Below are 25978 nucleotides of genomic sequence, written 5' to 3' on the forward strand. Positions count from 1 at the left end.
ACCCAGGCGGACGGCATTGACCCGAGATAGCCCTCCGCTACGCTCCGTTACTCACCCTCGGAATGCGGGTCGATCGATCATTGAAGTGAGCGAGCGACCCACATCTCTGACGCTAAACCTATTCGACGAACGAACAGTGCGTCCTGCTCTCACAAATCGCAAGGATATATCATCAATTCCGGCATCCTTAATTCAAAATGCGAACACTCAACAATTTCGGCGAGCGGCCCGACCGACTCCAGCAGGATGATGTCCTGACCAACTCGAAATTCGATGATCCCGTCGTCTGCAAATCTTTCGGCGCATCCGATTATGACTACCTCGCCGCCGTCTTGGGTAACCGCATCCCGGAAAGGCCGCATGGCCGGGCGAACCGAGGTGATCCCCTGCTCAGATACTTCCATCTCGATGTCTAATTCTCGTCCAACCGGAACTTCTCCAGGTCCAGCCCAGCACCCCTTCACAGATTCTGTACCGGACCTGAAACGGATCCACCCGTGGGCGACATCGAGAACTTCCTCGATTTTAATCCTCATCACGCCTCACTTCAGCGGAACTCGCACCATGTTGTTTGAAAAACAGTCCATGTGTTGTCAGGCACCCTGAAATCCCAAGTCTCTTCATGATAGTGGAACTTCGTCGGCTTACTATTCATTTCATGCGGTCCCATCCGGATACTCCGTCGACCGTCGGCCGAAACGAGCCTAGTGGGATCAACCACACCGGTCCGAGGATGGATATTCGTCCATTCCCCTGGGCCGAGGAAGTCAGACCAAGCCTGGTCAACCTGACCAGGCTTGAGTGGCTTCGGCGAGACCGTTACTGGAAGATTGACTACCCTCTCACTCGGACCGCAGTTGTGTACGAGTACCGGCGTGTTGCCGGCTACCACATAGTACGTGTGGATGTCGGTGATGCTGAGGTTGTGCACTTGGGCGGTAGGACGGCGGGTCCAGACCGGCCTCGGCGAGCACCCGCAGGGAGTCCAGCTTGCTGGTCGGCTCGATGATCCTGGCCAACACCAGCGCCCGGAACACTTCGTCCCGGCCGGTCGCAGGCCCGAACCCCAACACCTCGTAGCCACGACTCAACGCGTCCAACAGATGCCCCATCCGCGACGACGTGATCGGCAACGCCGCGCCCTGGTTCGCGGGACTACCCGGCAGACACAGATCCAACTCGCCCTGCCCCGCGGCCAACCGCTGCCGCGCCACCGCCTTCAGCAGCTCCAGGTCCACGTCGGCATGCGCCGACCCGATGTGCTCGATGTCCCGCGACCCGCGGTGCTGGGAGTGCACGATCTGCACCGCCCGCGCCCCGGACGCCGTCTTCACCGTCCGCACGTACGCCACAACCACCCACGATAGAACCGACCCCGTTTAGTGCGTACCTCCCGACACGCCACCGCAGGTCACAGGCCTACCAACCACCGAATCAACCGATCTTGGCCCAAGTCGGGTCGCCTGCCGCGTCGGCGGCGGTGACGCCGAACTCGTCGCCACTCATCGCGCGAACGCCCTAGTCGATGCCCACCGCGATGACCCGGAGTCCGGGTAACGGTTCCTGGTCGATGAGGCCCGCGCCGCCTACGGCTTCCGCAACCCCGTCAACCAGCGACTACGCACCCGCTGCGCCACCACTCGGCGAGCCCGAGGACACCTCGACCCCCGCTAATTTCGTAGAGCCCGCATGCATCGACCAGAAGCTGGCAGGGCGGCCGGTCATGGCCGACGGCGTCTACCGCAGCAACCCCGACGTGATCATCCCGTACCGCAAACCCGCCGACGGTAGTGACCACCCGACTGGAAGAAGGGCCCCCTTTGGGAACCCTGGCAAGGTCCACGAGCCCACTCGCGCTCCAACAGCGTTGGCCAAGTCAGGTATCACTGTAGATCAGCAACCCCAAACCGCGCTGAATTAGCAATCAATTCCGAATACAGCAAGCGAACGACTACGCCGTGATCATTGTTCGAGCCAAGGAACCCGAGCTCACAGCACATGCAATGCGTATGGCAAAGTATAGTCTATTCAGCGGAGCTACGCTTCCGACGGCCGCCCAGCAGGGCGAAGAGTGCCACACCGCCTGCCGCCGCCGCCCCAAAAACCACGGTTACCGCAGCAATTACGCGAAGTAGCTGCACTACGAAGGCAATAGCATAGTTCCCTGGACGCGTGTACACACACTTCGACGGGCGATTCTTCTGACAAGATTCCACCATCGGAACATCACGCTCTCCAGGACGGAGCATAGACGCGCGCGTGTCAATCTCCAGAATCCGCCCGTCTTCCATTGCAACCCGCACAGAACAGGACCACCAATACCCGAATCCATACACAGATATCGGACCCACTCTTAAACAGGACTTCGCTGCGGCAAGACCATTCTTTCGAATATCGGAAGTTCCCAATCCGGTACCATGATAGGAACTTTCGATCGTTTTGGCACCAAGCGCAATCGTGGCGGTTATAACTGCAATCAGGGCACTAAGTGCAAGGTTCCTGAGAACCTCGACTACACGTTCTACCCACGTCTTTGCATTCACAGCCGCATTCTCCACCCTAGACGATATTAGTTAGAAACTGGTTTAGGCCACCCTGCACACCTCCGAGCTGAGTGAAGCTGGAAGGGAGCACGACGCCAACCAATCCCGCGCCTACCGCCCCCGGAAAATTCTCACGGACATTCCTAGCCCAAAACCTTCGGGAAACCGACTTGGGTTTCGCCATCGTTTTCAACGCCTTACGCGCTTGAGAAATCCCCCTAAACCCTTCCTTTGTGAATGCTCCAATCTGAGCACGTGGGGCCAGCTCCCCGACGGCACCCCTTACACCCCTTTTCGCCTCGGCAAGGAATTGGCCACGTCCGTTCCGTAGGCTCATCAAGCCGCGCCCAATACCAGAGCCAAGAATCCTTCCGGTGACACCTCCTGCCACTCCAAATAATGCACCCCTACCTGCACCCAAAAAGACATCGCCAACATCTCCGCCCTTCAAGCCTTCGGTCAGCCCGCCACCGATGGCGCCACCGATCATAGCGCAACCAACGGTACCGATACCCAGAGTTAGAGCGGAGCATGCCGCGGTCCCGAGGATCGTTGCCCCCAATCCAACCCAATCAGCATTATCCTGCGCCCAATCAAGGGCGTCAGAGGCGATGCCTGACACTGCGTTTTTACTCCGGCACCAGAAGCTGGCTTGACATTCGCGCTGCAGGCGCTCTCTCTCGGCACGCTGATTGCTGGCAATTCTGGCTGCTTCACGTTTTCGTTGACAGCTCGCGGTGCAGGCAGGTGGAACGTACTCGTCGACGATCCAGATGGAGGAACTGCCGCTGCTGGTCCGGGTGACGTACGCCCGGGCGCCGCCGCCGTCAGCATCTTCAAAGAAATATTCACCAGTAGGGTCGGCGTTGTTGACAGGATTATTGCCACCGTACTGGTAGGCATTGTATTGATCCGGGTCGTCAGCAACCAGAGCCGGGTCGACGGAGATGAAGCGGCCGAGGAGGTCATCGTATTGTCTGGCGCCGATGTTGGTGAGTCCGGTGGGGTCGATGTCGCCGCCGACGAAGCCTTTCTGGTTGCTCCAAGTGGGGTTGGTGCCGCGGGGTGTGCCGTAGGGGGTTTGTCGTCGGGTGGTGACGGTGTGGGTGGCGGCGTTGACAGCTATTTGTTGGGTGCCTTGGTGGTCGTTGTAGAGCCAGGTGAGGTTGGCGGGTAGTGAGCCGCCGGTGCGGGAGGCGCAGACAGCGCCGGCAAAGGTGTAGTAGCGGGTGCCGGTGTTGGTGCTGCCTTCACGGCGGATTTCTTGGCCGGGGAGGTAGAGGGTGGTTCCGGTGGCATCGCGGCGGATGAGGCGGGTGCCGGTGGTGTCGTAGATGTTGGTTTCGATGGTCTGGTCGTCGGTGCTGACGGTGGCGAGTTTGCCTTCGGGGTTCCAGGTCAGGGTTTGGCTGTCGGAGCGGGTGGCACAGTCGTTGCCAGTAGTGCCGGTAGTGCCGGAGGGCCGGCAGGTGGTGTTGCCGGTGGCGTCGTAGTCATAGGTGTTGACAACTGGTTCGTTGTCGGGTGTTTGGGTGGTCATGGCGGTGACGGCGTGGGGACGCGTCACGCCTGGTCCGCCGGTGGGGACGCTGTAGGTGCGAGTGGTGTCTCCGCTGGTGGTGTGGCTGGTTTCGGTCAGTCGGGAGGCGGTGCTGTCAAACGTCCAGTCCTGCCAGTAGGGTGCTGGGCCGCCGAGGTTGGCCGTAGTGGGTTCAGTGTCGCAGGTCACCCCGGTTGTGGGGGTCCAGGCGGTGGTGAGTTGGCGGAGTTGGTCGTAGCGGAAGCACTGGGTGTCGGCTTGGCCGTGTTCTGGTGCTTCGGCGATGGAGGTGATGTTGCCGGCGGGGTCGTAGGTGTAGTTGCGGTCGGAGATGGTGCCGGGGGTGGTTTCCCGTTCGATGGTGGTGCGGGTGACACGGCGGGTGGCTTCGTCGCGGTAGACGACGTCTTGGGTGTAGATACCCGCTGGTGGTTTGTAGATGGAGCCATTCCGCTCGCCGTACGCGGTGTAGCTGGCGGTGGCGAGGGTGCCGGAGAAGCCGGTGAGGCTGGTGTCGAACCTGACGGGCAATCCGGTGGTGGCGTCGTAGTCGGTGGTGACTTTCTCGGCGACCAGTCCGCCGCCGCCGGCGGGGTAGGACATGCTGGTGGGTTCGCCGGTGGCTTCGGAGTAGCCGTAGACGTAGAGGTAGGTGCCGTTGAGGCCGGTTTCGCTGGGCGGTATGACGTAGTTGACGCCCTTGGGCTGGTAGCGGCCGTCGAAGCTGCGGACCTGCCATCGGTAGGCGTTGCTACTGCCGGCGGGTTCGTAGCGGATCGCCTGCGTGAGCTGTCCCTTGAACCCACCTTGTCCGGTGTAGAGCCGGTCGTAACTCCACTGCGCACGCAACGGTCCGGTGGCGGAGTCGTCACGCAGTTCTTTCTTACGCCCGAGGCTGTCGTAGCCGTACCAGAGGGTTTCGCCCCGGGCGTCGGTGGTGGTGACCAGTTCGTCGGCGTCGTTGAAGGTGCTGGTCGTGACACCCTTGTCCGGGTCGGTCGTGCGCCACTGGCGTCCCTTGGCGTCGTATTCGTTGGTCCACTCGTTGCCGGCGGGGTCGATGGTGGTGACCTGCTGACCCTTACGGTTGAACACGTACTCGGTCTGCTGGTACGCGCCGTCGACGCCGTCAGGGGTGGTGTGCTGACGCAGCTTGACGACACGGTCGTGGGAGTCGGTGACAGTGGTGGTGGGGGTGCCACCCGCCGGCGGTGTCACCCTGGTCAGGTCACCCTCGTAAGTGGTGACGGTGCGCCACTTCTCCACGAGGTTGGTGACCCCGTCACCGGCGAGGAAGATCTCGTTCGTCGGTCGAGACGCCCGGTCGAACACGGTCTTGGACACCGCGGGCACCGACCACTCAGGTTCCCACCACAGCGTTCCCGAGGGGGCCCCGGGTTCGGCATGAGCGCCGTAGGAGACCGCGGCACGGCCAAGGCTGTCGTAAACGGTGTCGGTGACCACGCGGGCGCCGGAACCGTCCATCGCCAAGCTCTGGGTCTGCCGCGGGCGCAGCAGCCCGTCAGCGATCTGATACGACGTGAGGTAGTTCGCGTCCGCGTTGAGTACCTGGCTGGCCACGTAGGGATAGGCGTCACGGTCAGCGGCGAAGTGGTAGGTGTACTGCGCTGATGGCTTGGTGGGGTGCGTATCCTTCGTCCAGCCCAGTTCCCATACCTTGCTGACACGGCCGAGCGCGTCGTACTCCACGTCGGCGCTCACCCGGTTGTTGGCGTCGGTGGTCCTGACGGTGGAGCCCCAGTAGGGGTTGGTCTCCACCGAGGAGGTCCAGTTCAACGGTCCGGTGGCGGTCACCTTGGTGACCGGGCCACCCACGGCTGGCGTGTACGCGGTCGTAGTGGTGTTGCCCCTGATGTCAGTAGCGGTCAGCTCTCGGCCCGCGGAGTCATGGGTCGCCTGTGACACCGTCTGCCAGACCGTGCCCGACTGCCAGTCCTTGAGCTGCTCGGTCTTGGTCACCGACCCGTAGGTCGGGGCGGTGTCGACGCTGCTGGCCCCGTCGTAGTAGGTCCGCGCGTCGGAGATCACGTCATCGGCGGAGGTGGGGGTCTCGCCGCAGGCCAGGGCGGTGGTGGTGGTCTGCTTCACCGTTCGGGTCAGGTTCTTGGCCGGGTTGCGGTTGTAGGCGTACGTGATGCACTTCTCGTCACCAGCGACAGCGACGTCACCGTCGTCCTGTGACCAGTTCATCGTGCCGTAGCTGTGGTCCAGGTTCCTGGTGCCCCGCGAGGTGCGCCAGCCGCGATCACCATCCACACCCAGGGCGGTCGCCGTATAGGTGGTCTGTTTGTCCACGAACCGGGCCTCGACCGTGTCACCGTTAATCGTCCGGCTGGCGGTCGGGTTCGACCGCCACGGCACGTTGACCGTCTTCGACACGGGCTTGGTCTCGACCCCGTTGTAGATGACCTGCTCGCGCACCTGCCCGGCGAACTGGTCCTGGTCGTAGACCGTCTCCGGGCCCAACGACGCCCCGACGGTCACCGTACGGGTGCCGCCAGACGGGCTGGCCTTGTCGCCGTGCATACCCCGCAGGAACGTCGTCACGGCGAGGGTCTGGTTCGCCGAGTCATCACCAACACGGGTCTTGACCTGGCTGTAGCCCCGCCACTGCGACCACGTCTTCCGCTCCGGCCTGATCAGACCGTCATCGTCGGCGTAGTGCCACGCCGGCGCGCCCACGTACTCATACCAGGTGTGCCTCGACGGCGCCTGGTGCCCGTCAGCGAGCTGCACATCGTCTTCGACAACATGCTCCACCCGATGCTTGTGCCACCACTCGGTAATTAGCCGTTCACCAGTCGGGTCGGCGGGGTCCGGCACCTTAACGGGGTAGCACCGCTTCGTGTTCGTGTGTGGATCCAGATCCTTAACGATCACCTCGGTGCACTCCGGCAGGGCGTAGTCCACCTTGATCCGTGCCCCGGTCTCCAGCACGATGCTGGAGATCCGCAACCAGTTGTCCGTCGTACCGTGCTCGGTGAGGACCCGGTTCGGCAGCGACACCGCCTCGAACGTCACCGGCGGCATGTTGACCGTGCCCCCGACGTGCCCCGCGTGGTCGATCTTGTCCAACCACAAACCCGTGTGCGTGGAATCCGCCGTCGCCGCGAACGTGTGCGACAGCGTCCACGACTCCACGTCCTGCCACGCCGGCGTGGTCTTGGTGGTGTCCCACACCCGGGTAGTGACCTTCTCCAACCGCTTCGTGGTCCAGAACGTCGGCGAGTACTGCCGCGGGCACGACGTCGCCGACGCCTTACACTCCTGGTCCCACGGAGTGTCCTTCCACGACTCCTTCACCGGGTCGGCCTCGGTGCCGCAATTCGAGAAGCACCGCATTCCTGTGTCGAACACCACCTGCGCATACGGTGTGGTGTTCCGTTCGGTTACCCCGTGTGCGGCCTCAGTACGGTCGTAGGTGCCATAGTCGATCCGCCTCAGGTAGCCCGCCCGGTCGTAGGACACATCATCGGAATCGGTGTCATTCCGGGCGTACTTGTTCGTCTCCTTGCCATACCAAAGCGACATCGTGTTGCCACGCACGTCGACCACGTAGTCGACCTGCCACCGCCACGCCTGTGCACAGTCCGAATCCTTAAAAGCCGACCGGTGGCACGGCTCACCGGAGTGGTTACCGAACACGGGCACCGTCAACGTCGAGTTCGTCTTGGCCGCCTGCCCCGGCAACGAATGCAAACCGAAGAAGTACTGCGTCCCGTCGGTGGTCGTGACCTTCCAGTACTCACCGTTGTTGTCACCGTTACCCGAAGCACCCGTCAACCGCTCGATCTTCGAACCATCCTCAGACCGAGGGTGCCAGCCCTTCCCCGCCTCGAACACCAACTCCGTGCTCTGACCGTTCAGGTTCATGATGGCGTTGTCCGTCCGCCAACACTGGTCCCCGCTGTCCTCGGTGTTGTTCGCCCCGTTCTTCATATCCTCCGCGCACGGCACATACTGGCGCTCGATGTAACCCGGCGAGTAGTCGAACCCCTCACCGATCCAGGACGGCTGGTTGTTCGTCACCTCGGAACGGCCATCCACCGCCGCCGACGAATACGCGAAGTTGATCGACGGCTTCGGGCCCACCGCTGTAGGCGTACGCAGCGGGTAGTCCCACGAAAATCCACCAGCAGATCCACCCGCCGACCAGTTCGACGACGGCGCCAAGGTGGTAGCACCGAAATCGCCGTCACCACCCGAACCCTCCGCGGCCAACGCCACGAACGACACCGCCTCCGAGCCGGAAGCGTCACCACCCAACAACCGTCGCGTCAGCGGCGTCAGCCCATCCCCGTCGACGGCCGCGGTCACCTCCGCCGTCGCCACCCCATCACCGACGTCGTTCGTGGTGGGCAACGGCACCGATCGGCAACCCGGCGACTCCGGCATCGCCAACGCACACGCCGGCACCTGCCACAACCGCAACCGCGACGCCCACGACCCACCAACCGCATGCCGGAACGCGCCGTAGTCCACCGACAACCGCACCGGCCCGGAAGCAGCCCCCGCCGGCGCGGTCACCTCCATCACCACACCGTCACGCCACGCCGGCGCCAACGCCCGACGATCCACCACCCGCACATCCACACTGCTGACCCGCGCCCCAGCGGCACCAGTCCCACGCGCCACCCACACCGGCAGTTTTCCCGCTCGAACCCCCCGACCGGCAGCTGCCGAATCACCAGCGCTGCGACCGGTCACCGTGTTCTCGCCGACATCAACGCGCGCAGAGACCGCATCCGGCCATACCGGCGCCGCCGCCGGCGAATCCTTTACCCGCTTTTGCGCCCACGCCTGGCCTCTGACCGGGCCACCATCAGCGTCCAACTTCTCCAACTGTGGCCGCGCCGGCTCCCGGCGCTCCGCGACCGCCTCCGACGCCGGGACACCCACCAGGGACGCCATCAACGACACCACCGTCAACCCCACAACCCACCACCGTGCACCACCTGCCCACCCACGGTGTCGCCGTAGCCGCCCCACCCCACGAACATGCCGACCAGACATCTGTCCCTCCCAACAGAAAACCACGCAAGAAGCCAAAGTGGAAAACGTCGAATACCGGCACATTCGTCAAGGTGCGAAGGCAATCGATTCGACCCCGGTTAGGGGTCGAATCGTCACCTCACAACCCATGTCACCAGGGCTACCCCGACATCACTGTGAGCCGTATAACGTCGACACCTCGACATCGGTCAACGCACCCTGGAACACCGCCACATCATCCAGACCACCGTCCCACTGATCCCGGAGTTCGTCGCGCCACAGAGTGCGTCCCACCAAGAGCGGACCCGACGACTCCATTGGAGTAAACGGGAGATCTTTCGACTCCTGGAGCAACCCGTTGACGTACAGGCGAATCTGCTCGCGCTCCGCGTCATACACACCCACCAGGTGAGTCCACACGCCTGCCTCCGCAGGTGCGGACGAAACCACATTTTGCGTAAGCGTTGTTACGGCGTCCTCGTCAGTAACCGCGAACATCCACTTGCCCGCGGGGGGGTGATATTTGAGCCAACCGGCGCTCTGATGAGCCCCTCGCTGAGACACCGCTGTCCGGTCCCCATCGAGTTGATTCAACATTACCCAAGCCGCCATTGAGAATGACTGATTCGTTCGCAGGACGGGTGCCTCCTGCCACTGCGTGAACTCGAGGCCATCGTCGTCAGGCGGCGTCGTACCCGACTTCAGCGCACTACGGCCATACTCGACCGTCGACTCGGCGAATCCTTCCTCCGGAAAGTACTCGTCGTCTAACCACAACCCAGCCCCGGACTGCCCCAATCCGGTCGCCGAGCCCCGCGTCAACGCGATCCACCGGCCCCACTCCCGTGTCGTGTCAGCTGCCGCCTCACAGGTGTCCTTCAGATCCGCCACATAGCAAGGCACAGCTGCCTCGAAGTTCCAATCACCGACCCGAATGGAAGACATGATCCCCGGCTCGTTGAACCCACCCGACAGCGGGTCAGACGCCAACTGACCAGTGAAGTCATCCGGCACAAGCACCCGATCAAACACCTGAACATCCGCGATCTGACCAGGCCAGTCGCTGATCGGATTTCCCTTCCACAACTCTCCGGCGATCATGATCCGCTGCCGGTCGGGCCACGCCTGCAACTCCGCTGCCGACGCCGTACCCTCCAAGTCCCCGTTCACATACAACGACGTGGACTTGCTGGCCGCGTCGTACACACCCGCCAGGTGCGTCCACACGCCCATCACCGCCGGCGTGTCGGATATCACCGACCCGGTATCCACCGCATTGGCCGTGTCATCCGTATGCATCCACATACCCCACTTACCGACACCAACACGAAACCCGAGATTGAAACTGCTGTTCCGATTGCCGTCCTGAGACACCGCGACCCGATTCCATTGCGGAAACGGGTCCCCGGCCTCACCCAGCTTCACCCACGCCGCCACAGCGAACGACTTCGTCGGATCAATCACCGGCTCAGACGTGAAAGCACGACCCGCACCACCATCGAAGTCAGCCGTCCGCCCACTGATCAAACGGACGTCATCGGCCCAACCCACGTCCGCCGTATCCAGGTCAGTGTCACCGGCTAGCTCGGGTTGCTGATCAGCCAACGCCGCCGCCTCATCAACCCCCGGATACTGCTCAAGACCCCACCTCGCCACTGGCGGCGCCGGCCGCGGCGCCGTGAACGTCACGGATCCGACATTGCCCAGGTTCCCCGTCGCGTCGATCCCACGAACCCAGACGGTATTCTGACCAAAGCTCGGCACAGTCATATTCACCGTGGCCGACTTCGCACCACTACCCGTTGCTGCGACCGTTGACGTCGGCGGGTTGGACCACCCGTAGCGGAACGTGGTGACGTCCGCAGTCGTCGTCGTGAACGTGAACGACATACTCCGACCCGGCCCAGCGGGCCCATCCGAAGTTACCGTCGGCGCCGGCGGCACCGTCGTATCCCCCGCGAACTGACACCACCCCGATGGCGAGCCGGTCTGCAAATATGGAGCCCTATCAGTACCTTGAGCCCTAAACGCATACGTCGACCCATCCACGATCGACACCGCCGAACTTGTCGCCCGACTGTTCGGAGCGATCCCCGTCCGAGCCGGCGGCGGATTCTTCCGAGCCGGGTAACTGTCCGTTACCGAGCCAATCCCTCCACTCGGCACCTCGATCCACTCGAACCTGCCGGTCAACGAATCACCACTATCCGCGTCCGGAAACACCGCGGACAATGTCGGGGACAACGTCCCGACCGTCAACACTCCCGAACCACAAGCCACGCCCGCGACCTGCAGACCATGCGGTGCGCCCGGCTTAGTGTCGTAATCCACCACCAGCTTCGCCTTATTCGGGTAGAACTTCTTCCACCGCCCCTGCTCCGACTCCCCCGACCCATTCGAATCCCGAGCGGTAAACCCGAAAGTGATCTTACTCCAGTTCCCATTCGCCGCGGTCTGCATCTGGTTGGTAACCGACGAGCCCTTAAAGTTCATGATCATATCTGGCTGGATCTTCCCGCAACCACCCGCCTCGTTCGCGTGACCCGAGGCAGCAGCCAGATGCCTTGCTAGGCTCATCTTGGACCACGTCGCCTTCGGCGTCGCGTTGATGACTGGCGTCAGATACATTGATGACACAGTAGATTCGCACGACCACGAGTGGTCGAGCAGCATCGACACATAGGCCGACTCTATATGCTTACCGTTGAGCGATACACCATTAGCGGTCGTTGGGAACTGGAAGTACGACCGGTACAACGCACCGGTGGAGGGATTCTTTCCCACCCGCGCCGCACTCGTGTCGGAATTTGACGACCCGTTATTCGTCGCATACGCCCACTTGTTCTTGTACACCGACCACGCCGGGTCTATGAACAGCGGATACACCGCCTCCGGCTCGTCAAGAAGCCCCGCATCCGGACGCAACACCAACTCGTCGCCGGACACCTCCACACCAACGTCAGCCACCCGCGCCGCTTCACCCGCCGACACTGCGGAAGACTCCGCACCACCCCCCGACGCCACGGTCGACCCCGACTCTCCCGCCGGCATGCCCTGCGCACGAGACACGCCACCCGAGCTCACATCGACCCGCGAGTCCCACATCACCGCCCGCTCGGTGAACGCCACGATCTCCCTATCGACCTGCGCCCGCAACGAACCATCCGGACCCCGCGACACGTCCGCGTCGCCACCGATCCTTAACCGCAACGCCCGCACCGCCGGGTTCCTCGCCGCTGTCGGCGTCTTCACCACCAGAACGTGGGTGAACCCGGTCCAGGTCGCCCGCACCACCAGATCCACATCCGGCAACACGTTCGGGTACGTGACCGAATCGCCCGACACCGTTGGAGCCGGCAACGCCTCCGGCCACGACAACTCGACCGTCCCGCCCGCACGGGTCAACGTCACCATCGGACCGTCGCCACCGCCAGAGAAGGCCACGTCAGCAACCGACACCGTCGGCCGCCACAACCCGTCCCCACCACGAACCAACCGCAAATCCACATCAGCCCACTCGCCAGCCCGACGCGCACGCTGCGGAACCACCGACGACGAGAACCGCAACCGGCCATCCGGCAACGCGGTCACCTCGGAAAACTCCGTACGAGACGCGTCCACCACCACCGGCTGATCACACGAGGCCGCCACCGCCCTCGCCTGCGCCTCACCCTCAGCGACAGCTACACACGCCGCAGCTGCCACGTCGCGCACCGGTGGAACAACGACAACCGTCCCGACCGCCACCACGAACGCCACCACAGCCATCAGCACGCGACGACCACGACCGCCCACGTCACCCCACCCGCCCTCGATCAGCAATTGCGCAGCCGTGACCCTAAGCACTCGTCCCACAACCCGCAGCCCGCCCTCACCACCGCGCTCGGCTGAATCCACATAGGAGCTGATCTAGAGCCTGCAGACAGTCGACTGTGTACCCTCCCGGCCTGCACAAACACGCCGAACGGCAATCAACGAGGTCACTCCGCCACATAACTGTGACCTGCAACACACCAGATTTATATAGGAGAACCCAGAAGGGAATTGAAGTCACCAAACTTATGTCATTGGTATTTCAACTATAAATTTGGAATAATTTCATTTTCATCACAGCAAACGTCGAGAACACACGCCACTTTCTGCAAACCAACGTCATGAGTAGCTACCCGTCGCGGGGAAGTCGACCGGGCCACAGTCCGCGTACCCGCTGGCGGCCGGTCGTGGTGCCGGGTGGCAGCATTGTCGGGGTGTCCGGGACCGAACCCACCGCCCGCCGGTTGCTGCACCCGCCGGCCGGATACCAGCTGGCCGCGTCGGTCCGGCCCCTCACCTTCAGCCCGTACGACCCCTGCGCCCGAATCGCCGCCGGGACGCTCTGGTGGGCCACCCGAACCCCGGACGGACCCGCCACCCTCGCCCTACGCCCCGACGCCGGCAACCTGGTCGCCGAGGGGTACGGCCCCGGCGCCGACTGGGTGGTGCACCAGGCCGACGCCCTCGCCGGCCTCCGGGACGACCTGACCGGCTTCGCCGAACTGGCCGCCGCGCACCCGGTGGTGGCCGACCTGGCCGCCCGACACCGGGGGCTGCGGCTGCCGACCAGCGGCCAGGTCTTCCCCCGGGTGTTCCGGGCCATCCTCGAACAGCGGGTGACCGGCAAGGAGGCGTACCGGGCGTACGCCGCCACGGTCCGCCACTTCCGGGCGGTGGCGCCCGGGCCGATGCAGCCGCTGCTGTTGCCACCGGAGCCGGCGGCGGTGGCGGCTACCCCGTACTGGGCCTTCCACCCCCTCGGGATCGAACAGCAGCGCGCCGACACGCTACGCCGGGCCGCCGCGGTGGCCGACCGGCTGGAACGGTGCGCCGACTCGGCCGAGGCCACCCGCCGGCTCACCGCCGTCCCCGGGATCGGCCCGTGGACCGCGGCCGAGGTGGTCCGGGTCGCGTACGGCGATCCGGATGCGGTGAGCGTCGGCGACTACCACGTACCGAACACGGTGGCCTGGGCCCTCGCCGGGGAGGCGCGCGGCGACGATGCCCGGATGCTGACCCTGCTCGAACCGTTCCGGGGTCACCGGGGTCGGGTCTGCGTCCTGCTCGCGGCGGCCCGCATCACGGCTCCGAAGTTCGGCCCGCGGGCGCCGCTTCGCTCCTTCGCGCGCTTCTAGCCGTCTCGCCGACGGCCGCTGGGCGCTCCACCAGGTCGGCGGCCGTCGGCAGCTGCGCGCCCGAGCCGGCACAGCACCCCACAGTCACGGCATCCCATAGTCACGGCACCCAACAATCACAGCATTCACTGATCACGATATTTACTGGTTGCGGTAGCTGACTGTCGCCAAGGGACTCGGGCAGCGTACGGTCGCGCCGCTGTGGTTGGCTGGGCCGGTGACCGCTCGCCCGCTGATCGCTCCCGCGACCCCGGCCGACGCCGGGGAGATCCTCACCGTCCAACTCGCCGCGTACCTGGCCGAGGCGCAGCGCTACGCCGACCCGTTCCTGCCGCCGCTCACCGAGACCCTGGACGAGATACGGGCCGTGCTCGCCGGCCCGCAGACGGTGCTCACCGCCCGGCTGGGCCACCGGCTCGTCGGGTCGGTCCGGGTCCGCGTGGATGGCGTCATCGCCTCCATCGGCCGGCTGGCGGTCGCCCCCGACCAGCAGGGTCGGGGCATCGGTGGCCGCCTGTTGCGCGCGGTCGAGACCGTGGCGGGCGCGCAGGTAAGTCGGTTCACCCTGTTTACCGGGGCGGAGAGTGCCGGGAGTCGGCGGCTCTACCAGCGCTCCGGCTACCGGTTGGTGGGCCAGGACAAGGACCCGAACGGCGTGCCGCTGGTGCTGCTGGAGAAGACGGTGCCGTCCCGCTGCTGATCCGGCGGCCCCACCGCTGCTGGTCCAGCGGCCCCGCACCCGGGACCGAACGGCTGCTCGGCGATCAGGAAGGGGCAGCCGTCGATGGTGTTCTTCCCCCCGACTGTCGGCGCGGTCTGGTTGACTGGTCGCCGTGAAGCTGCCGATCAGCCCGCCGGTCGAGCCGATGCTCGCCAAGAGCGTCCCGCGCGTCCCGACCGCCGCCGGGATGACCTACGAGCCGAAGTGGGACGGCTTCCGGTGCATCGTGTTCCGCGACGGTGAGGAGGTCGAGCTGGCCAGCCGGGGCGGCAAGCTGATGACGCGCTACTTCCCCGAGGTGGTCGAGCAGGCCCACCGGCAGCTGCCCGAGCGCTGCGTCGTTGACGGCGAGTTGATCGTGATCCAACGCGATCGGCCGGGCGGGCAGCCCCGGCTCAACTTCGAGCTGCTGGCCCAGCGCATCCACCCGGCCGCCTCCCGGGTGAAGCTGCTCGCCGAGACCACCCCGGCGGATTTCGTGGCGTTCGACCTGCTCGCCCTCGCCGACGAATCCCTCCTCGACCAGCCGTATCCGCGCCGGCGGTCCCGACTGGAGGCGGCGTTGGGGGGTGTCGCGCCACCGATGCACGTCACCCAGATCACGACCGACCCGGCCACCGCGCGCCGCTGGTTCGACCGGTTCGAGGGTGCGGGGCTGGACGGCTTGATCGCCAAACCCGCCGACCTGCCATACGAGCCGGGCAAACGGCTGATGTTCAAGGTCAAGCACAAGCGCACGGTCGATGTCGTGGTGGCGGGTTTCCGCTGGCACAAGTCCGGCCCGGTGGTCGGCTCACTCCTGCTCGGGCTCTACGACGACGCTGGCGTCCTGCATCATGTGGGGGTGAGTGCGTCGTTCCCGATGGCCCGCCGCAGGGAGCTGTTGGACGAGTTGGAGCCATACCGGGGCGCTGGCGCCGACCACCCCTGGGTGCACGGCGACCACCAACGCGGCCAGCGCATCCCGGGCGGGGTCAGCCGGTGGACCGGCACGAAGAACCTGGAGTGGGAGCCACTGCGCCCGGAGTTGGTGGTCGAGGTGAGCTACGACGCGATGGAGGGCGACCGGTTCCGGCACACCGCCCAGTTCGTCCGTTGGCGCCCGGACCGCAAACCCCGCTCCTGCCGTTACGACCAGCTGGACCGTCCGGTCCGGTTCGACGTGGATCAGGTGCTCCGGGGCGACCCGGAGAGCAGCGGCCCCACGTCTGGGCCGGCGTAGCCGGCTACCCGACCCCGAAAGGTTCCACCCCGTGTTTCGCAGTCCCGCCCGCCGGTTCGCCCCGGCCGTGCTCCTCCTGGCCAGCACGTTCCTCGCCGCCGGCTGCACCGTGCCGGCGCTCGCGCCCCGCACCGAGGCCCAGCCCTCGGGGCCGTCCGGCACCACGCCGAGCTGGCAGGCCTGTCCGGAGGTGGCCGAGGAGTTGGTGGGGTCTGCTCCCCCGAGCATGCGCTATGAGTGCACCCGGATCCAGGTTCCCCGGAACTGGACCGACGGCGCCGCCGCCACCGCCGGCCCGGGCGCCGGAGAGACCTTCGAGATCGCGCTGCTGCGGATCCGTTCCATGCACCAGCGGGACCGGATCGGCTCGCTGCTGATCAACCCCGGTGGACCGGGCGGCTCCGGCATTGACGCCGCTGTCTACCTCTCCTTCCCGGCACTGAGGGGCCATCTACCTGTCTCGATCATCGAACACTTCGACATCATCGGCTTCGACCCGCGTGGGGTGGGCCGTTCCAGCCCGGTGGAGTGCATCTCGGACGCCAACCTCGACGCCAGCTTCGGCTACGACCCAGATCCGGAGAGCCAGCAGTCGTTCGACGGTCTCGTCGAGCTGAACCAGCGGATCGGGCGCGAGTGCGGCGACCGGTACGGCGACCAGCTCGCGCTCTACAGCACGGAGCAGGCCGCCCACGACATTGACGCGATCCGGGCTGCCGTCGGCGACGAGAAGTTGACATATCTCGGCTACTCGTACGGCACCCTGCTCGGCGCCACGTACGCCCAACTCCACCCGGAGCGGGTGCGGGCGCTGGTGCTGGACGGGGCCGTTGACCCTCGACTGGACCAGGTAGCCAGCTCGGAGAGCCAGGCCAAGGGCTTCGAGCGGGCCTTCGACAACTTCTCGCTGTGGTGCTCCACCAACCCCGACCGCTGCCCGATCGCTCCCAGCGCCCGGGACGCGGTCACCTCGGCCATCGACAAGGCGCGGGTCTCCCCGGTTCTGGGCGACGACGGGCGGGAGGCGACTCCGGGGTGGATCTTCTACGCGGTGGTCTCCTCCCTCTACACCGAAGCCGGCTGGGCGCAGCTGGCCCAGGCGATCGCCGAGTTGGAGGGCGGGGACGCGACCGGGGTGTTCCACCTCGCCGACGGGTACGCGGGGCGGGAGCCCGACGGCACCTACTCGAACCTGTTCGACGCGAACCTCGCGGTGAACTGCGCCGATCAGGAGGAGAAGCCGAGCCGGGAGCAGATCCGGCAGCTCCAGTCGCAGTGGCGTGAGCAGTACCCGCTGTTCGGTCCGGCGCTCGCGGTCGGCATGCTCGCCTGCACCGAGTGGCCCGGCGGCCGGGACCCGTACCCGACCGGGGCGGCCGATGGGGCGCCGCCGATCCTGGTGGTCGGCACCACGGGCGATCCCGCGACCCCCTACGAGCAGACCCCGGAGCTGGCCGAGATGCTGGGCGTGGGTCGGGTGCTCACCTGGGAGGGCGAGGGGCACACCGCCTATCCGCAGACGGACTGCATCAGCGCGGCGGTTGACGCGTACCTGGTTGACCTGACTGTGCCGGCTGAGGGGAAGCGCTGCCCGCCCCAGTGACCCCGCCGGGTGCGGCGGCTCTCGCCGCTGTGGCATTCTCCCCAGATGAGCGATGTGATCTTCCGGGAGGCGACCCGGGGCGACCTACCCACCGTGCTCGATCTGCTCGCCGACGACCGGCTGGGCCGGAACCGCGATGTCGGGCAGGTGGACGCCCGCTACGAGCAGGCGTTCGCGGAGATCACGGCCGACCCGCGTAACCAGTTCGTCGTCGCCGAGGCCGGCGGTGAGGTGCTGGGCTGCATGCAGCTCACCTACATTCCTGGGCTCAGCCGGCACGGCGCCGAGCGGCAGTTGATCGAGTCGGTCCGGGTCCGCTCCGACCAGCGCGGACGGGGGCTGGGCCGGCAGCTGATGGCCTGGGCGATCGACCAGGCGCGGGCGCGTGGGTGTGCGCTGGTCCAGCTCACGACCGACAAGTCCCGGCAGGAGGCGCACCGCTTCTATCTGGGTCTCGGCTTCGTCGCCAGCCACGAGGGCATGAAGCTGCCGCTGTGACGCGGCTCAGCGGGGGCGGTCTCGGTCCTTGGACGGCTGCACCCGCTTCGGCTCACCGGGCATCTTGGGGTGTTCCGGCGGGTAGGGCAGGTCGCCCTGCCCGTTGGCGGCGTCCCGCTCGGCCCACTCCAGCAGGGGCGTGATGTCCCACGCGGCGTCATCGATGTCGGCGTGCGGGTCGCCGCGCTCGGCCAGCCGTGCCGGCACGCTGCGCAGGTCGAAGTCGTCCGGGTCGACGTCGGCCAGTTCGTCCCAGGCCAGCGGGGTGGAGGCGGTGGCGCGGGCGTTGGCCCGCAGCGAGTACGCGCAGGCGATCGTCCGGTCCCGGGCCATCTGGTTGAAGTCGACGAAGACCCGGGAGCCGCGCTCCTCCTTCCACCATGCGGTGGTGACCAGGTCGGGCCGGCGCCGCTCCAGCTCCCGGGCCAGGGCGATGGTCGCCCGGCGGACCTCGACGAAGGTCCAGCGGGGCTGGATCCGCAGATAGACGTGGACGCCCCGGCCGCCGGAGGTCTTCGGCCAACCGGGGACACCGAGCTCAGCCAGGACCTCGCGGAGCTCGGTCGCCGCTTTGGCCGCGTCGGCGAAGTCGGTGCCGGGCTGCGGGTCGAGGTCGATCCGCAGCTCGTCGGGGTGGTCCGGGGCGGCGGCCCGCACCGGCCACGGGTGGAAGACCACGGTGCCCATCTGAGCTGCCCACGCCACATGGGCCAGATCAGCCGGGCAGAGCTCGGCCGCCTTGCGGCCACTGGGGAAGCTGATCTGCGCGGTGCGGACCCAGGGGGGCACACCGCGGGCGGGCACCCGTTTCTGGAAGAAGGCCTCCCCCTCGATCCCCTCGGGGAAGCGTTGCAGGGTGGTCGGCCGCTCGCCGAGTGCGCGCATGATGCCCGGGCCGACGGCGAGGTAGTAGTGGAAGACATCGGCCTTGGTGAACCCGCGTTGCGGAAAAATCACCCGATCGGGGCTGCTCAGCCGGACCCGCTCCCCGGCGACCTCGATCTCTTCGGCCGCGGCCTTCGTGCCACCCATTGCGCGACCATATGCGATGGCGCCAACATTCGACGTACCGTTGGCGGGTGAGTCTCGACGACAGTGAACTGCCCCGCACCGAGGACGAGTGGCGGGTTCGGCTCAGCCCCGAGGAGTTTCGGGTGCTACGGGAGCACGGCACCGAGGCCCCGTGGAGCGGCGAGTACGTGGACACCAAGACCCCGGGGGTCTACCACTGCCGCGCCTGCGGGCTGGAGCTGTTTGCCAGCGATGCGAAGTTCGACTCGCACTGCGGCTGGCCGAGCTTCGACGACGCCATTCCCGGACGGGTCCGGGAGGTCGAGGACCGGAGTATGGGCATGGTTCGGACGGAGATCCGCTGTGCCCGCTGCGACAGCCACCTGGGGCACGTCTTCACCGGTGAGGGTTTCACCCCGAAGGACACCCGGCACTGTGTGAACTCGGTGTCCCTCCGACTGGAGCCACGCGACTCCTGACGGCGGGCGTGCGCGACTCCTGACGGCGGGCCGGGACGCGCGGGGGTACGAGCGGTGGAGTGGGGACGCCGATAATCCGCTCCGGTTCGCCGATTCCGGTTGCCGGCCCGCAGCGGATGTTCGACGCTTGCGGGTACGGAATCGAATTCGGGGGGTTTGTCATGGCGATCTGTGAGGTCTGCGAGAACGACTACTGGATGACGTTCGAGGTTCGCACGGTCGGCGGCGACGTGCACACCTTCGACAGCTTCGAGTGCGCCGCGCACAAGCTGGCGCCGATCTGCGAACACTGCCAGGTCAAGATCTTGGGCCACGGCGTCGAGGTCTCCGGCCGCTTCTTCTGCTGCGCCCACTGTGCCCGGAGCAAGGAGGGAACCGAGGGCGCCCAGGTCCGCGACTCGGTCGGCGCCCGGCCATCCTGAGCGGACAGGGACAACAGGGCAGGGCCGGTCAAGCACTCCAGGTAGCGGCTTCGGAGGCGGAGACCGCCGCGATGGAGTTCGGGCGTCGACGTTAGCAAGCGGTAAGAAGCCTCGGCACCGTAGCGGGGCTAACATCCGGACATGCCCACCATGACCCGGTCAATTCCGATCGCACTGACCGTCGTTCTGGCGCTCTCCGCCTGCGGGAGCTCCGAGGACACCTCCGCGAATGCCGAGCCCGCCCCCGCCCCGACGACCGCAGCCGCCAGCGCGCCCGCCACCACCGCGGCGAGCCCGACCGGCGAGCCGGCACCCGAGGTGCCGCAGACCCTCGACTTCACCGCCCGCACCCTCGACGGTGGCACCTTCGCCGGGGCCAGCCTCGCCGGCAAGCCGACCGTTTTCTGGTTCTGGGCCGCCTGGTGCCCCAAGTGCCGGGGCTCAGCCGAATCGGTGGCGGCCGTGCAGCAGGACAACGCCGACCGGGTGAACGTGGTCGGGGTGGCCGGGCTCGGCAGCGGTGACGACGCGATGCGCCGATTCGCCCAGGACACGGGCATCGAGGGCTTCCCGCAACTGGCCGACGACGCGGGCGAGGTGTGGCAGCGGTTCGAGGTGGTCTCGCAGCAGTACTACGTGCTGCTGGACTCCGCCGGCAAGGTCGTCCACAAGGGCTCACTCTCCGAGTCCGACCTCCGCAAGCGGGTCGCGGAGCTGACCTGAGATGTTTGACGCCCCCTACGGTCTCGCGCTCGGCGCCGGGCTGCTCGCCGCCGTCAACCCGTGCGGCTTCGCGCTGCTGCCGGCGTACCTGTCGATGCTGGTGCTGGGGGACGGCCCGGCGGACGGCCACGGGCCGCTCGCGCCGGTGGGTCGGGCGTTGGCCCTGACCGCCGCCATGACCCTCGGCTTCGTCGCCGTCTTCGGTGGGTTCGGGCTCCTCGCCGGCCCCGCCGCCGACGCCCTGGCCAGCCGCCTGCCCTGGGTGTCGGTCGTGATCGGGCTCGCCCTGGTCGCCACCGGCGGCTGGCTCGTCGCGGGCCGGGCGCTACCGACCTTCGCCCCGCGGCTCGCCAACGGCCCCGAGGTCCGGCGCAACTTTGGATCGATGGTCCTCTTCGGTATGGCCTACGCGATCGCTTCCCTCGGCTGCACCATCGGACCGTTCCTGGCCGTGGTGGTCGCCGGATTCCGGGCGGGCAGCCCGCTCGCCGGGATCGGGCTCTTCGTCGCGTACGCGGTCGGGATGGGCCTGGTGGTCGGTGCCGCCGCGCTCGCGGTCGCGCTGGCCCGGGAGTCTCTGGTCCGGCGCACCCGACGGGCCGGGCCCCTGCTCGGCCGCGTCGCCGGCCTGCTGCTGGTGCTGACCGGCGGCTACGTCGCCTGGTACGGCTGGTACGAGATCCGGCTCTTCGCCGGCGGCGACGTCAACGACCCGGTGGTCGACGCGGCCGGTCAGGTGCAGACCACGATCAGCGGGTGGGTGGACAGTCTGGGCCCGTGGACGATCGGGACCGCGGTCGCCGCGCTGTTCGCGGTGGCGGTCGCCGGCACGCTGCTTCGCCGGCGACGCTCCGCCTCCCGACAGTCGGCGCCGGCATCGGCATCGGCATCGGCATCGGCATCGGCCAGCGACCTACCATCGCAGGATGCTGCCCATCGCTGAGCTCCGGACCGCCTCCTTCGCCGACCTGTCCGCCCGTGCCTTCCATGACCTGCTCCGACTACGTCTGGACGTGTTCGTGGTGGAACAGGAGTGCCCGTACCCGGAGCTGGACGGCCGGGATGTGGAGCCGGGCACCCGCCACCTCTGGCTGGAGCAGGCCGGGGTGCCGGTGGCGTACCTGCGGATCCTGGCCGATCCGGACGGCCGGCGACAGATCGGCCGGGTGGTGGTGGCGAAGGAGGCGCGCGGCGCGGGGTACGCGGGCCAGCTGATGACCGCGGCCCTGGTGGAGGTCGGTGAGAGCCGGTGCACCCTCGAAGCCCAGTCGCAGCTGGTCGACTTCTACACCCGGCACGGGTTCACCGTCACCGGGCCGGAGTACCTCGAGGACGGCATCCTGCACACGCCGATGCGCCGGGAAGTACCGGCGGCGTAGAACACCGCGGATCGCTACCGGGCCGGGCTCAGATCCGGCCCGGTAGCGAAGGTGTCGCGGCAGTGCCGGACTAGTCGGTCGAGGGCTGGGCTCTTCGTACCGCTCCAGACCAGGGCCAGCAGGGCTGGCTCATCGACGTCGACGATCGGCAGCACGATCAGGCGGCCGTGGTAGTCCCGCGACATGGATTCGGAAAGGATGGCCACACCCAGCCCACGGGCGGCGAGGTCGGCGATGGCGTCCGCGGCGCTGGCCTGGACGCTGATGGTCGGGCGGACTCGGTGCCGGGTGCAGGCCCGGTCGAGGACGGTACGGATGCCGGTGCCCTCGGGCATGCACACCAGCGGGTGGTCGGCGAGGTCGGCCATGCTCACCGCCGCCTGTTCGGCGAGGAGATGCCCGGGTGGGACGAGGGCGACGAGTGGTTCGCTGATGATCGTAAGGGCGTTTGACCCGGCGGGTGTGGGATCGGCGGTGCCGATGAGAGCAAGGTCGACAGCACCGGACTGGACGTCACGGAGGAGCCGGGCCGAGTGGTGCTCCAGCAAGGTGATCTCCACGCCGGGGTGCGCGTGGTGAAACGCCGCCAGGGCGTCGAAGAACGGGGTGACTGTGCATCCGATGACCATGCCGACGGTGAGGCGACCGCGGATGAGTCCGATCACGTCGCCGACCGCCTGTTTCATCGCGTCCGAACAGGCGAGCGCGGCCCGGGCGTGTTCGAGTGCGGCCCGGCCGGCATCGGTGAGGCTCGCCGTTCGGGTGGAGCGGTCGAAAAGGGTGGCGCCGAGTTCGCGTTCGAGCTCACGGATTTGTGCGCTCACTCCGGGTTGGCTGATCCGGACCCGCTCGGCAGCGCGGGTGAAGCTGGCTTCCTCGGCGACTGCGACAAAGTACTCCAGCTGCCTCAGTTCCATAACTACAGATTATAGCTTTCATAAAAAGTATCTGTTGGACTTCCGAAGCCACCAGAGGCACGCTTGATTCCGCAGGAAACACCGAACGAAGCGCGTGGTTCTGCGGGAAGCGTTGAACAGAACGCTGCATCCCGCAGGAACGTCAAGGGGGAAATCATGTCGAGCCGTGCGAAAGCCATGCAGCCCGAGGACCTGACCCGTCTGTTCGTCGAGCGCTCCAACGCCGGCGACGCCGCGGGCGTCGCCGAACTCTACGAACCGGACGCGGTCCTGGCCTACCCGCCCGGCGAAACGACTGTCGGGCGCGCGGCGATCCAGGCCCTGTGGGAAAAGGTGCTCGCCAACCGGCCACACTTCACACCGGAAGAGCCGCTACCCACGCTTGTCTGCGGCGACCTCGCCCTCACCTCGACACCGCCGAGCGACGGCGCGGGCGCTCGGGCCCAGGTCGTCCGCCGCCAACCCGACGGGTCCTGGCTACGCGTGCTCGACCAGCCGGAGTTCACCAACCCCACCCCGGCTTGACCCTCCCGAACGCCCTACCCACACCCGGCGGCCACCCACGGCCCCTCGGCTGCAAGAGCGGCTGAGCCGGCCGGGCCGCCGGGATGGGGAGGACGCCGCGATCAGGGCAGGCTGGCGATGATGTCGGCGATCGAGCGGCGACGGCCGGTGTAGAACGGGATCTCCTCCCGGACGTGCCGGCGGGCACGGGAGGCCCGCAGGTCCCGCATCAGGTCAACGATGCGGTGCAGCTCGTCGGCTTCGAAGGCGAGCAGCCACTCGTAGTCGCCCAGGGCGAACGAGGAGACCGTGTTGGCCCGCACGTCGGGGTAGCCGCGGGCCATCCCGCCGTGCTCGGCCAACAGCTCCCGCCGCTCCGCGTCCGGCAGCAGATACCACTCGTACGAGCGGACGAACGGGTACACGCAGAGATAGTCCCGGGCCTGCTCACCGGCGAGGAACGCCGGGATGTGGCTCTTGTTGAACTCCGCCGGCCGGTGCAGCCCGAGCTGGGACCAGACCGGGGTCAACGAACGCCCCAGCGTGGTACGCCGGAACCGCAGGTACGCGTCCTGCAGCGCGTCGCTCGACGAGGAGTGCCACCAGATCATCAGGTCGGCGTCGGCGCGCAGCCCCGCCACGTCGTACGTGCCGCGGATGGTCACGTCCTCGCCGGCCAGTTCGTCGAAGAAGGCCGTCGCCTCGGCGGTGACGTTCTCACGTAGTGACGGCAGGGCCTGGCTCGCCCGATACACCGACCACATGGTGTACCGGATCGTCGCGTTCAGCTCGTTCAGCCGGGCCGCGTTGGTCTGCTCGGTCATTTCCCGGAACCCTTCAGTGCAGTGATGATCTCGTCGGCCGCCGCCGTGCCGGAACGGATACAGACCGGAATTCCGACGCCGTCGTAGCCGGCGCCCGCCAGCGCGAGGGTTGGCCGCTGTGCCCGCAGCGTCGCCCGCGCCGACGCCACCCGTTCCAGGTGACCCGGCGCGTACTGCGGCAGCGACCCACCCCAGCGCTGCACGTGGGTGGCGACGGGGGTGGGCAGTTCGGCACCGAGCACCGCCGACAGTTCCCGGTGCACGGTGTCGACGAGTTCCCCGTCGGGACGCTGCAGCTGCGCCTCGTCCCCGTACCGGCCGACTGAGGCGCGGACCAGGGTCAACCCGTCGGGCCGGCGCAGGTGCCCCCACTTGGTGGTGAAGAAAGTGGACGCTTTCATCAGCAGCCCCTCGCCGACCGGGACCAGGAGGCCGGAGAGCGCGGGCAACTCCGTCGCCGGCAACGCGAGGGTGACCAGTGCGACGCTGGCGTAGGCCAGGTCACCGACGTTCTCGGCGGCAGCCGGGGCGACATCGGCGAGCAGCCGCCCCGCCGGCCGGGCCGGCACGGCCAGCACCACGGCGTCGGCGTGGACCTGCTCCGCGTCGCCGTTCGGGCCGACGGTCAGGCGCCAGCCGGCGTCGACCGGGGTCAGCCCCCGGACCGTCGCGTTCCGCCGAATCGTGGCGCCGCTGGTTGCCGCGGCGGCCTCGACCAGGGTGCTGAGGCCACCGGCCAGGGTGCCGAAGAACGGCGTCCCGGGCGACCGCGGCGCCGCCGCCTGCGCCGCGCGGACCGCGCCGACCAGGGTGTGTTCGACCCGGGCAGTCCGGGTCAGCGCGGGCATCGTGGCGGCCAGGGAGAGGTTATCGGCGCGGCCGGCGTAGACGCCGCCGAGCATCGGCTCGACCAACCGGTCGACGATCTCGTCCCCCAGCCGGGTCCGGACCAGCTCGCCGACGGTGACATCGGCGTCCGGGGCGAGCAACGGCCGGCCGGTGTCCACATCGGCCTCCGCGGTCGGGCGGGCCACCGCCGCCACCGCCGCGAGATCCCCGGGGACGCCGATCAGCGTGCCCCGGGGCAGCGGATGCAGCTCGCCGCCGACCAGGAGCGCCGCCTGCCCGACGGTGGGGTGGACGATGTCGTCGGCCAGCCCCACCCGGCGGATCAGCGTTACCGCGGCTGATTCCCCGCCGGCCGAGTCGCGCATCAGGAACGCTTCCGCACCGAACTCCACCGGGGCACCGGCCAGCTCACCGGTGTGCAGCTTGCCGCCGAGGGAGTCGCTTCGCTCGTAGACCGTCACCTCAGTGTCGGCGGGAGCGTGGTCCCTCAGTGCAACGGCGGCGGCGAGCCCGGCGATCCCACCGCCGACCACCGCGATCCGCCACGGTGTCGCCATGCCAC

Annotated in this window: 20 protein-coding genes and 2 pseudogenes; 13 read left to right on the forward strand and 9 right to left on the reverse strand. The window is 67.1% G+C overall.

Annotation, left to right across the window (positions count from 1 at the left end; translation table 11 throughout):
• Positions 1-149: 149 nt before the first annotated feature.
• Positions 150-536, reverse strand: coding sequence for a hypothetical protein (locus B116_RS27360; RefSeq protein WP_155255727.1), 387 nt, complete (start codon positions 534-536; stop codon positions 150-152).
• Positions 537-938: 402 nt separating this feature from the next.
• A pseudogene (locus B116_RS0107610) lies at positions 939-1352 on the reverse strand (IS1634 family transposase); the annotation flags it as partial.
• 341 nt (positions 1353-1693) lie between these two features.
• Here B116_RS0107610 and B116_RS27365 point away from each other — a divergent pair.
• Positions 1694-1795 (forward strand): annotated as a pseudogene (locus B116_RS27365) (IS5/IS1182 family transposase); the annotation flags it as partial.
• A gap of 229 nt (positions 1796-2024) precedes the next feature.
• Here B116_RS27365 and B116_RS28960 read toward each other — a convergent pair.
• The 3 genes from B116_RS28960 to B116_RS0107620 form a co-directional block, all read right to left on the reverse strand.
• A complete protein-coding gene (locus B116_RS28960) occupies positions 2025-2558 on the reverse strand; it encodes a DUF6346 domain-containing protein (RefSeq protein ID WP_397540643.1) in 534 nt (177 codons plus the stop codon).
• Between the two features lies 1 nt (position 2559).
• Positions 2560-9015 (reverse strand): RHS repeat domain-containing protein, encoded by a 6456-nt coding sequence (locus tag B116_RS24820; protein WP_223874529.1) that lies wholly within the window; start codon positions 9013-9015, stop codon positions 2560-2562.
• Between the two features lie 252 nt (positions 9016-9267).
• On the reverse strand, positions 9268-12399 hold the full coding sequence (locus B116_RS0107620; RefSeq protein WP_223874530.1) for a LamG domain-containing protein: 3132 nt from the start codon (positions 12397-12399) through the stop codon (positions 9268-9270).
• A 22-nt stretch (positions 12400-12421) separates the two neighbouring features.
• Between B116_RS0107620 and B116_RS28180 the strand changes: the two genes are divergently transcribed.
• The 6 genes from B116_RS28180 to B116_RS0107645 all read left to right on the forward strand — a co-directional run bounded on the left by B116_RS28180 (position 12422) and on the right by B116_RS0107645 (position 18308).
• Positions 12422-12730, forward strand: a complete 309-nt coding sequence (locus B116_RS28180; protein ID WP_223874531.1) for a hypothetical protein — start codon at positions 12422-12424, stop codon at positions 12728-12730.
• Positions 12731-13343: 613 nt separating this feature from the next.
• On the forward strand, positions 13344-14264 hold the full coding sequence (locus B116_RS0107625) for a DNA-3-methyladenine glycosylase family protein (protein ID WP_027659688.1): 921 nt from the start codon (positions 13344-13346) through the stop codon (positions 14262-14264).
• Between the two features lie 217 nt (positions 14265-14481).
• Positions 14482-14964 carry a GNAT family N-acetyltransferase gene (locus B116_RS0107630; protein ID WP_018721733.1) on the forward strand — a complete coding sequence of 161 codons (483 nt, stop codon included), beginning with the start codon at positions 14482-14484 and terminating at the stop codon, positions 14962-14964.
• Between the two features lie 133 nt (positions 14965-15097).
• Positions 15098-16207, forward strand: coding sequence for an ATP-dependent DNA ligase (locus tag B116_RS0107635; RefSeq protein WP_027659689.1), 1110 nt, complete (start codon positions 15098-15100; stop codon positions 16205-16207).
• A gap of 31 nt (positions 16208-16238) precedes the next feature.
• Complete coding sequence (locus tag B116_RS0107640; RefSeq protein WP_027659690.1) at positions 16239-17810, forward strand: alpha/beta hydrolase; 1572 nt, start codon at positions 16239-16241, stop codon at positions 17808-17810.
• A gap of 45 nt (positions 17811-17855) precedes the next feature.
• Complete coding sequence (locus B116_RS0107645; RefSeq protein WP_027659691.1) at positions 17856-18308, forward strand: GNAT family N-acetyltransferase; 453 nt, start codon at positions 17856-17858, stop codon at positions 18306-18308.
• A 6-nt stretch (positions 18309-18314) separates the two neighbouring features.
• Here B116_RS0107645 and ligD read toward each other — a convergent pair whose 3' ends face one another.
• Positions 18315-19340 carry a non-homologous end-joining DNA ligase gene (gene ligD / locus B116_RS0107650; RefSeq protein WP_018721737.1) on the reverse strand — a complete coding sequence of 342 codons (1026 nt, stop codon included), beginning with the start codon at positions 19338-19340 and terminating at the stop codon, positions 18315-18317.
• A gap of 47 nt (positions 19341-19387) precedes the next feature.
• On the opposite strand from ligD, the gene msrB reads away from it, so the two are divergent.
• From msrB to B116_RS0107675, 5 genes are all read left to right on the forward strand, one after another.
• Positions 19388-19798 (forward strand): peptide-methionine (R)-S-oxide reductase MsrB, encoded by a 411-nt coding sequence (gene msrB, locus B116_RS0107655; RefSeq protein ID WP_018721738.1) that lies wholly within the window; start codon positions 19388-19390, stop codon positions 19796-19798.
• A 161-nt stretch (positions 19799-19959) separates the two neighbouring features.
• A complete protein-coding gene (locus B116_RS0107660) occupies positions 19960-20220 on the forward strand; it encodes a hypothetical protein (RefSeq protein WP_026321623.1) in 261 nt (86 codons plus the stop codon).
• A gap of 141 nt (positions 20221-20361) precedes the next feature.
• Entirely contained in the window at positions 20362-20943 is a 582-nt protein-coding gene (locus B116_RS0107665) for a TlpA family protein disulfide reductase (protein ID WP_027659692.1), read from the forward strand.
• A 1-nt stretch (position 20944) separates the two neighbouring features.
• Positions 20945-21886 carry a cytochrome c biogenesis CcdA family protein gene (locus B116_RS0107670; RefSeq protein ID WP_027659693.1) on the forward strand — a complete coding sequence of 314 codons (942 nt, stop codon included), beginning with the start codon at positions 20945-20947 and terminating at the stop codon, positions 21884-21886.
• Positions 21870-22322 (forward strand): GNAT family N-acetyltransferase, encoded by a 453-nt coding sequence (locus tag B116_RS0107675; RefSeq protein ID WP_018721742.1) that lies wholly within the window; start codon positions 21870-21872, stop codon positions 22320-22322. The genes B116_RS0107670 and B116_RS0107675 overlap by 17 nt, the downstream gene beginning before the upstream one ends.
• Before the next feature lie 14 nt (positions 22323-22336).
• Here the strand turns inward: B116_RS0107675 and B116_RS0107680 are convergent, their stop codons facing one another.
• A complete protein-coding gene (locus B116_RS0107680) occupies positions 22337-23239 on the reverse strand; it encodes a LysR family transcriptional regulator (protein WP_027659694.1) in 903 nt (300 codons plus the stop codon).
• A gap of 177 nt (positions 23240-23416) precedes the next feature.
• On the opposite strand from B116_RS0107680, the gene B116_RS0107685 reads away from it, so the two are divergent.
• Complete coding sequence (locus B116_RS0107685) at positions 23417-23764, forward strand: YybH family protein (RefSeq protein WP_018721744.1); 348 nt, start codon at positions 23417-23419, stop codon at positions 23762-23764.
• Positions 23765-23865: 101 nt separating this feature from the next.
• Here B116_RS0107685 and hemQ read toward each other — a convergent pair whose 3' ends face one another.
• Both hemQ and hemG read right to left on the reverse strand, forming a co-directional pair.
• Complete coding sequence (gene hemQ / locus B116_RS0107690; protein ID WP_018721745.1) at positions 23866-24567, reverse strand: hydrogen peroxide-dependent heme synthase; 702 nt, start codon at positions 24565-24567, stop codon at positions 23866-23868.
• Positions 24564-25973 (reverse strand): protoporphyrinogen oxidase, encoded by a 1410-nt coding sequence (gene hemG, locus B116_RS0107695; protein WP_027659695.1) that lies wholly within the window; start codon positions 25971-25973, stop codon positions 24564-24566. Before hemG ends, hemQ begins: the two co-directional genes overlap by 4 nt.
• Positions 25974-25978: the final 5 nt, after the last annotated feature.

It is taken from the genome of Salinispora fenicalii (assembly GCF_000514815.1).
GTDB classification, from domain to species: Bacteria; Actinomycetota; Actinomycetes; order Mycobacteriales; family Micromonosporaceae; genus Micromonospora; species Micromonospora fenicalii.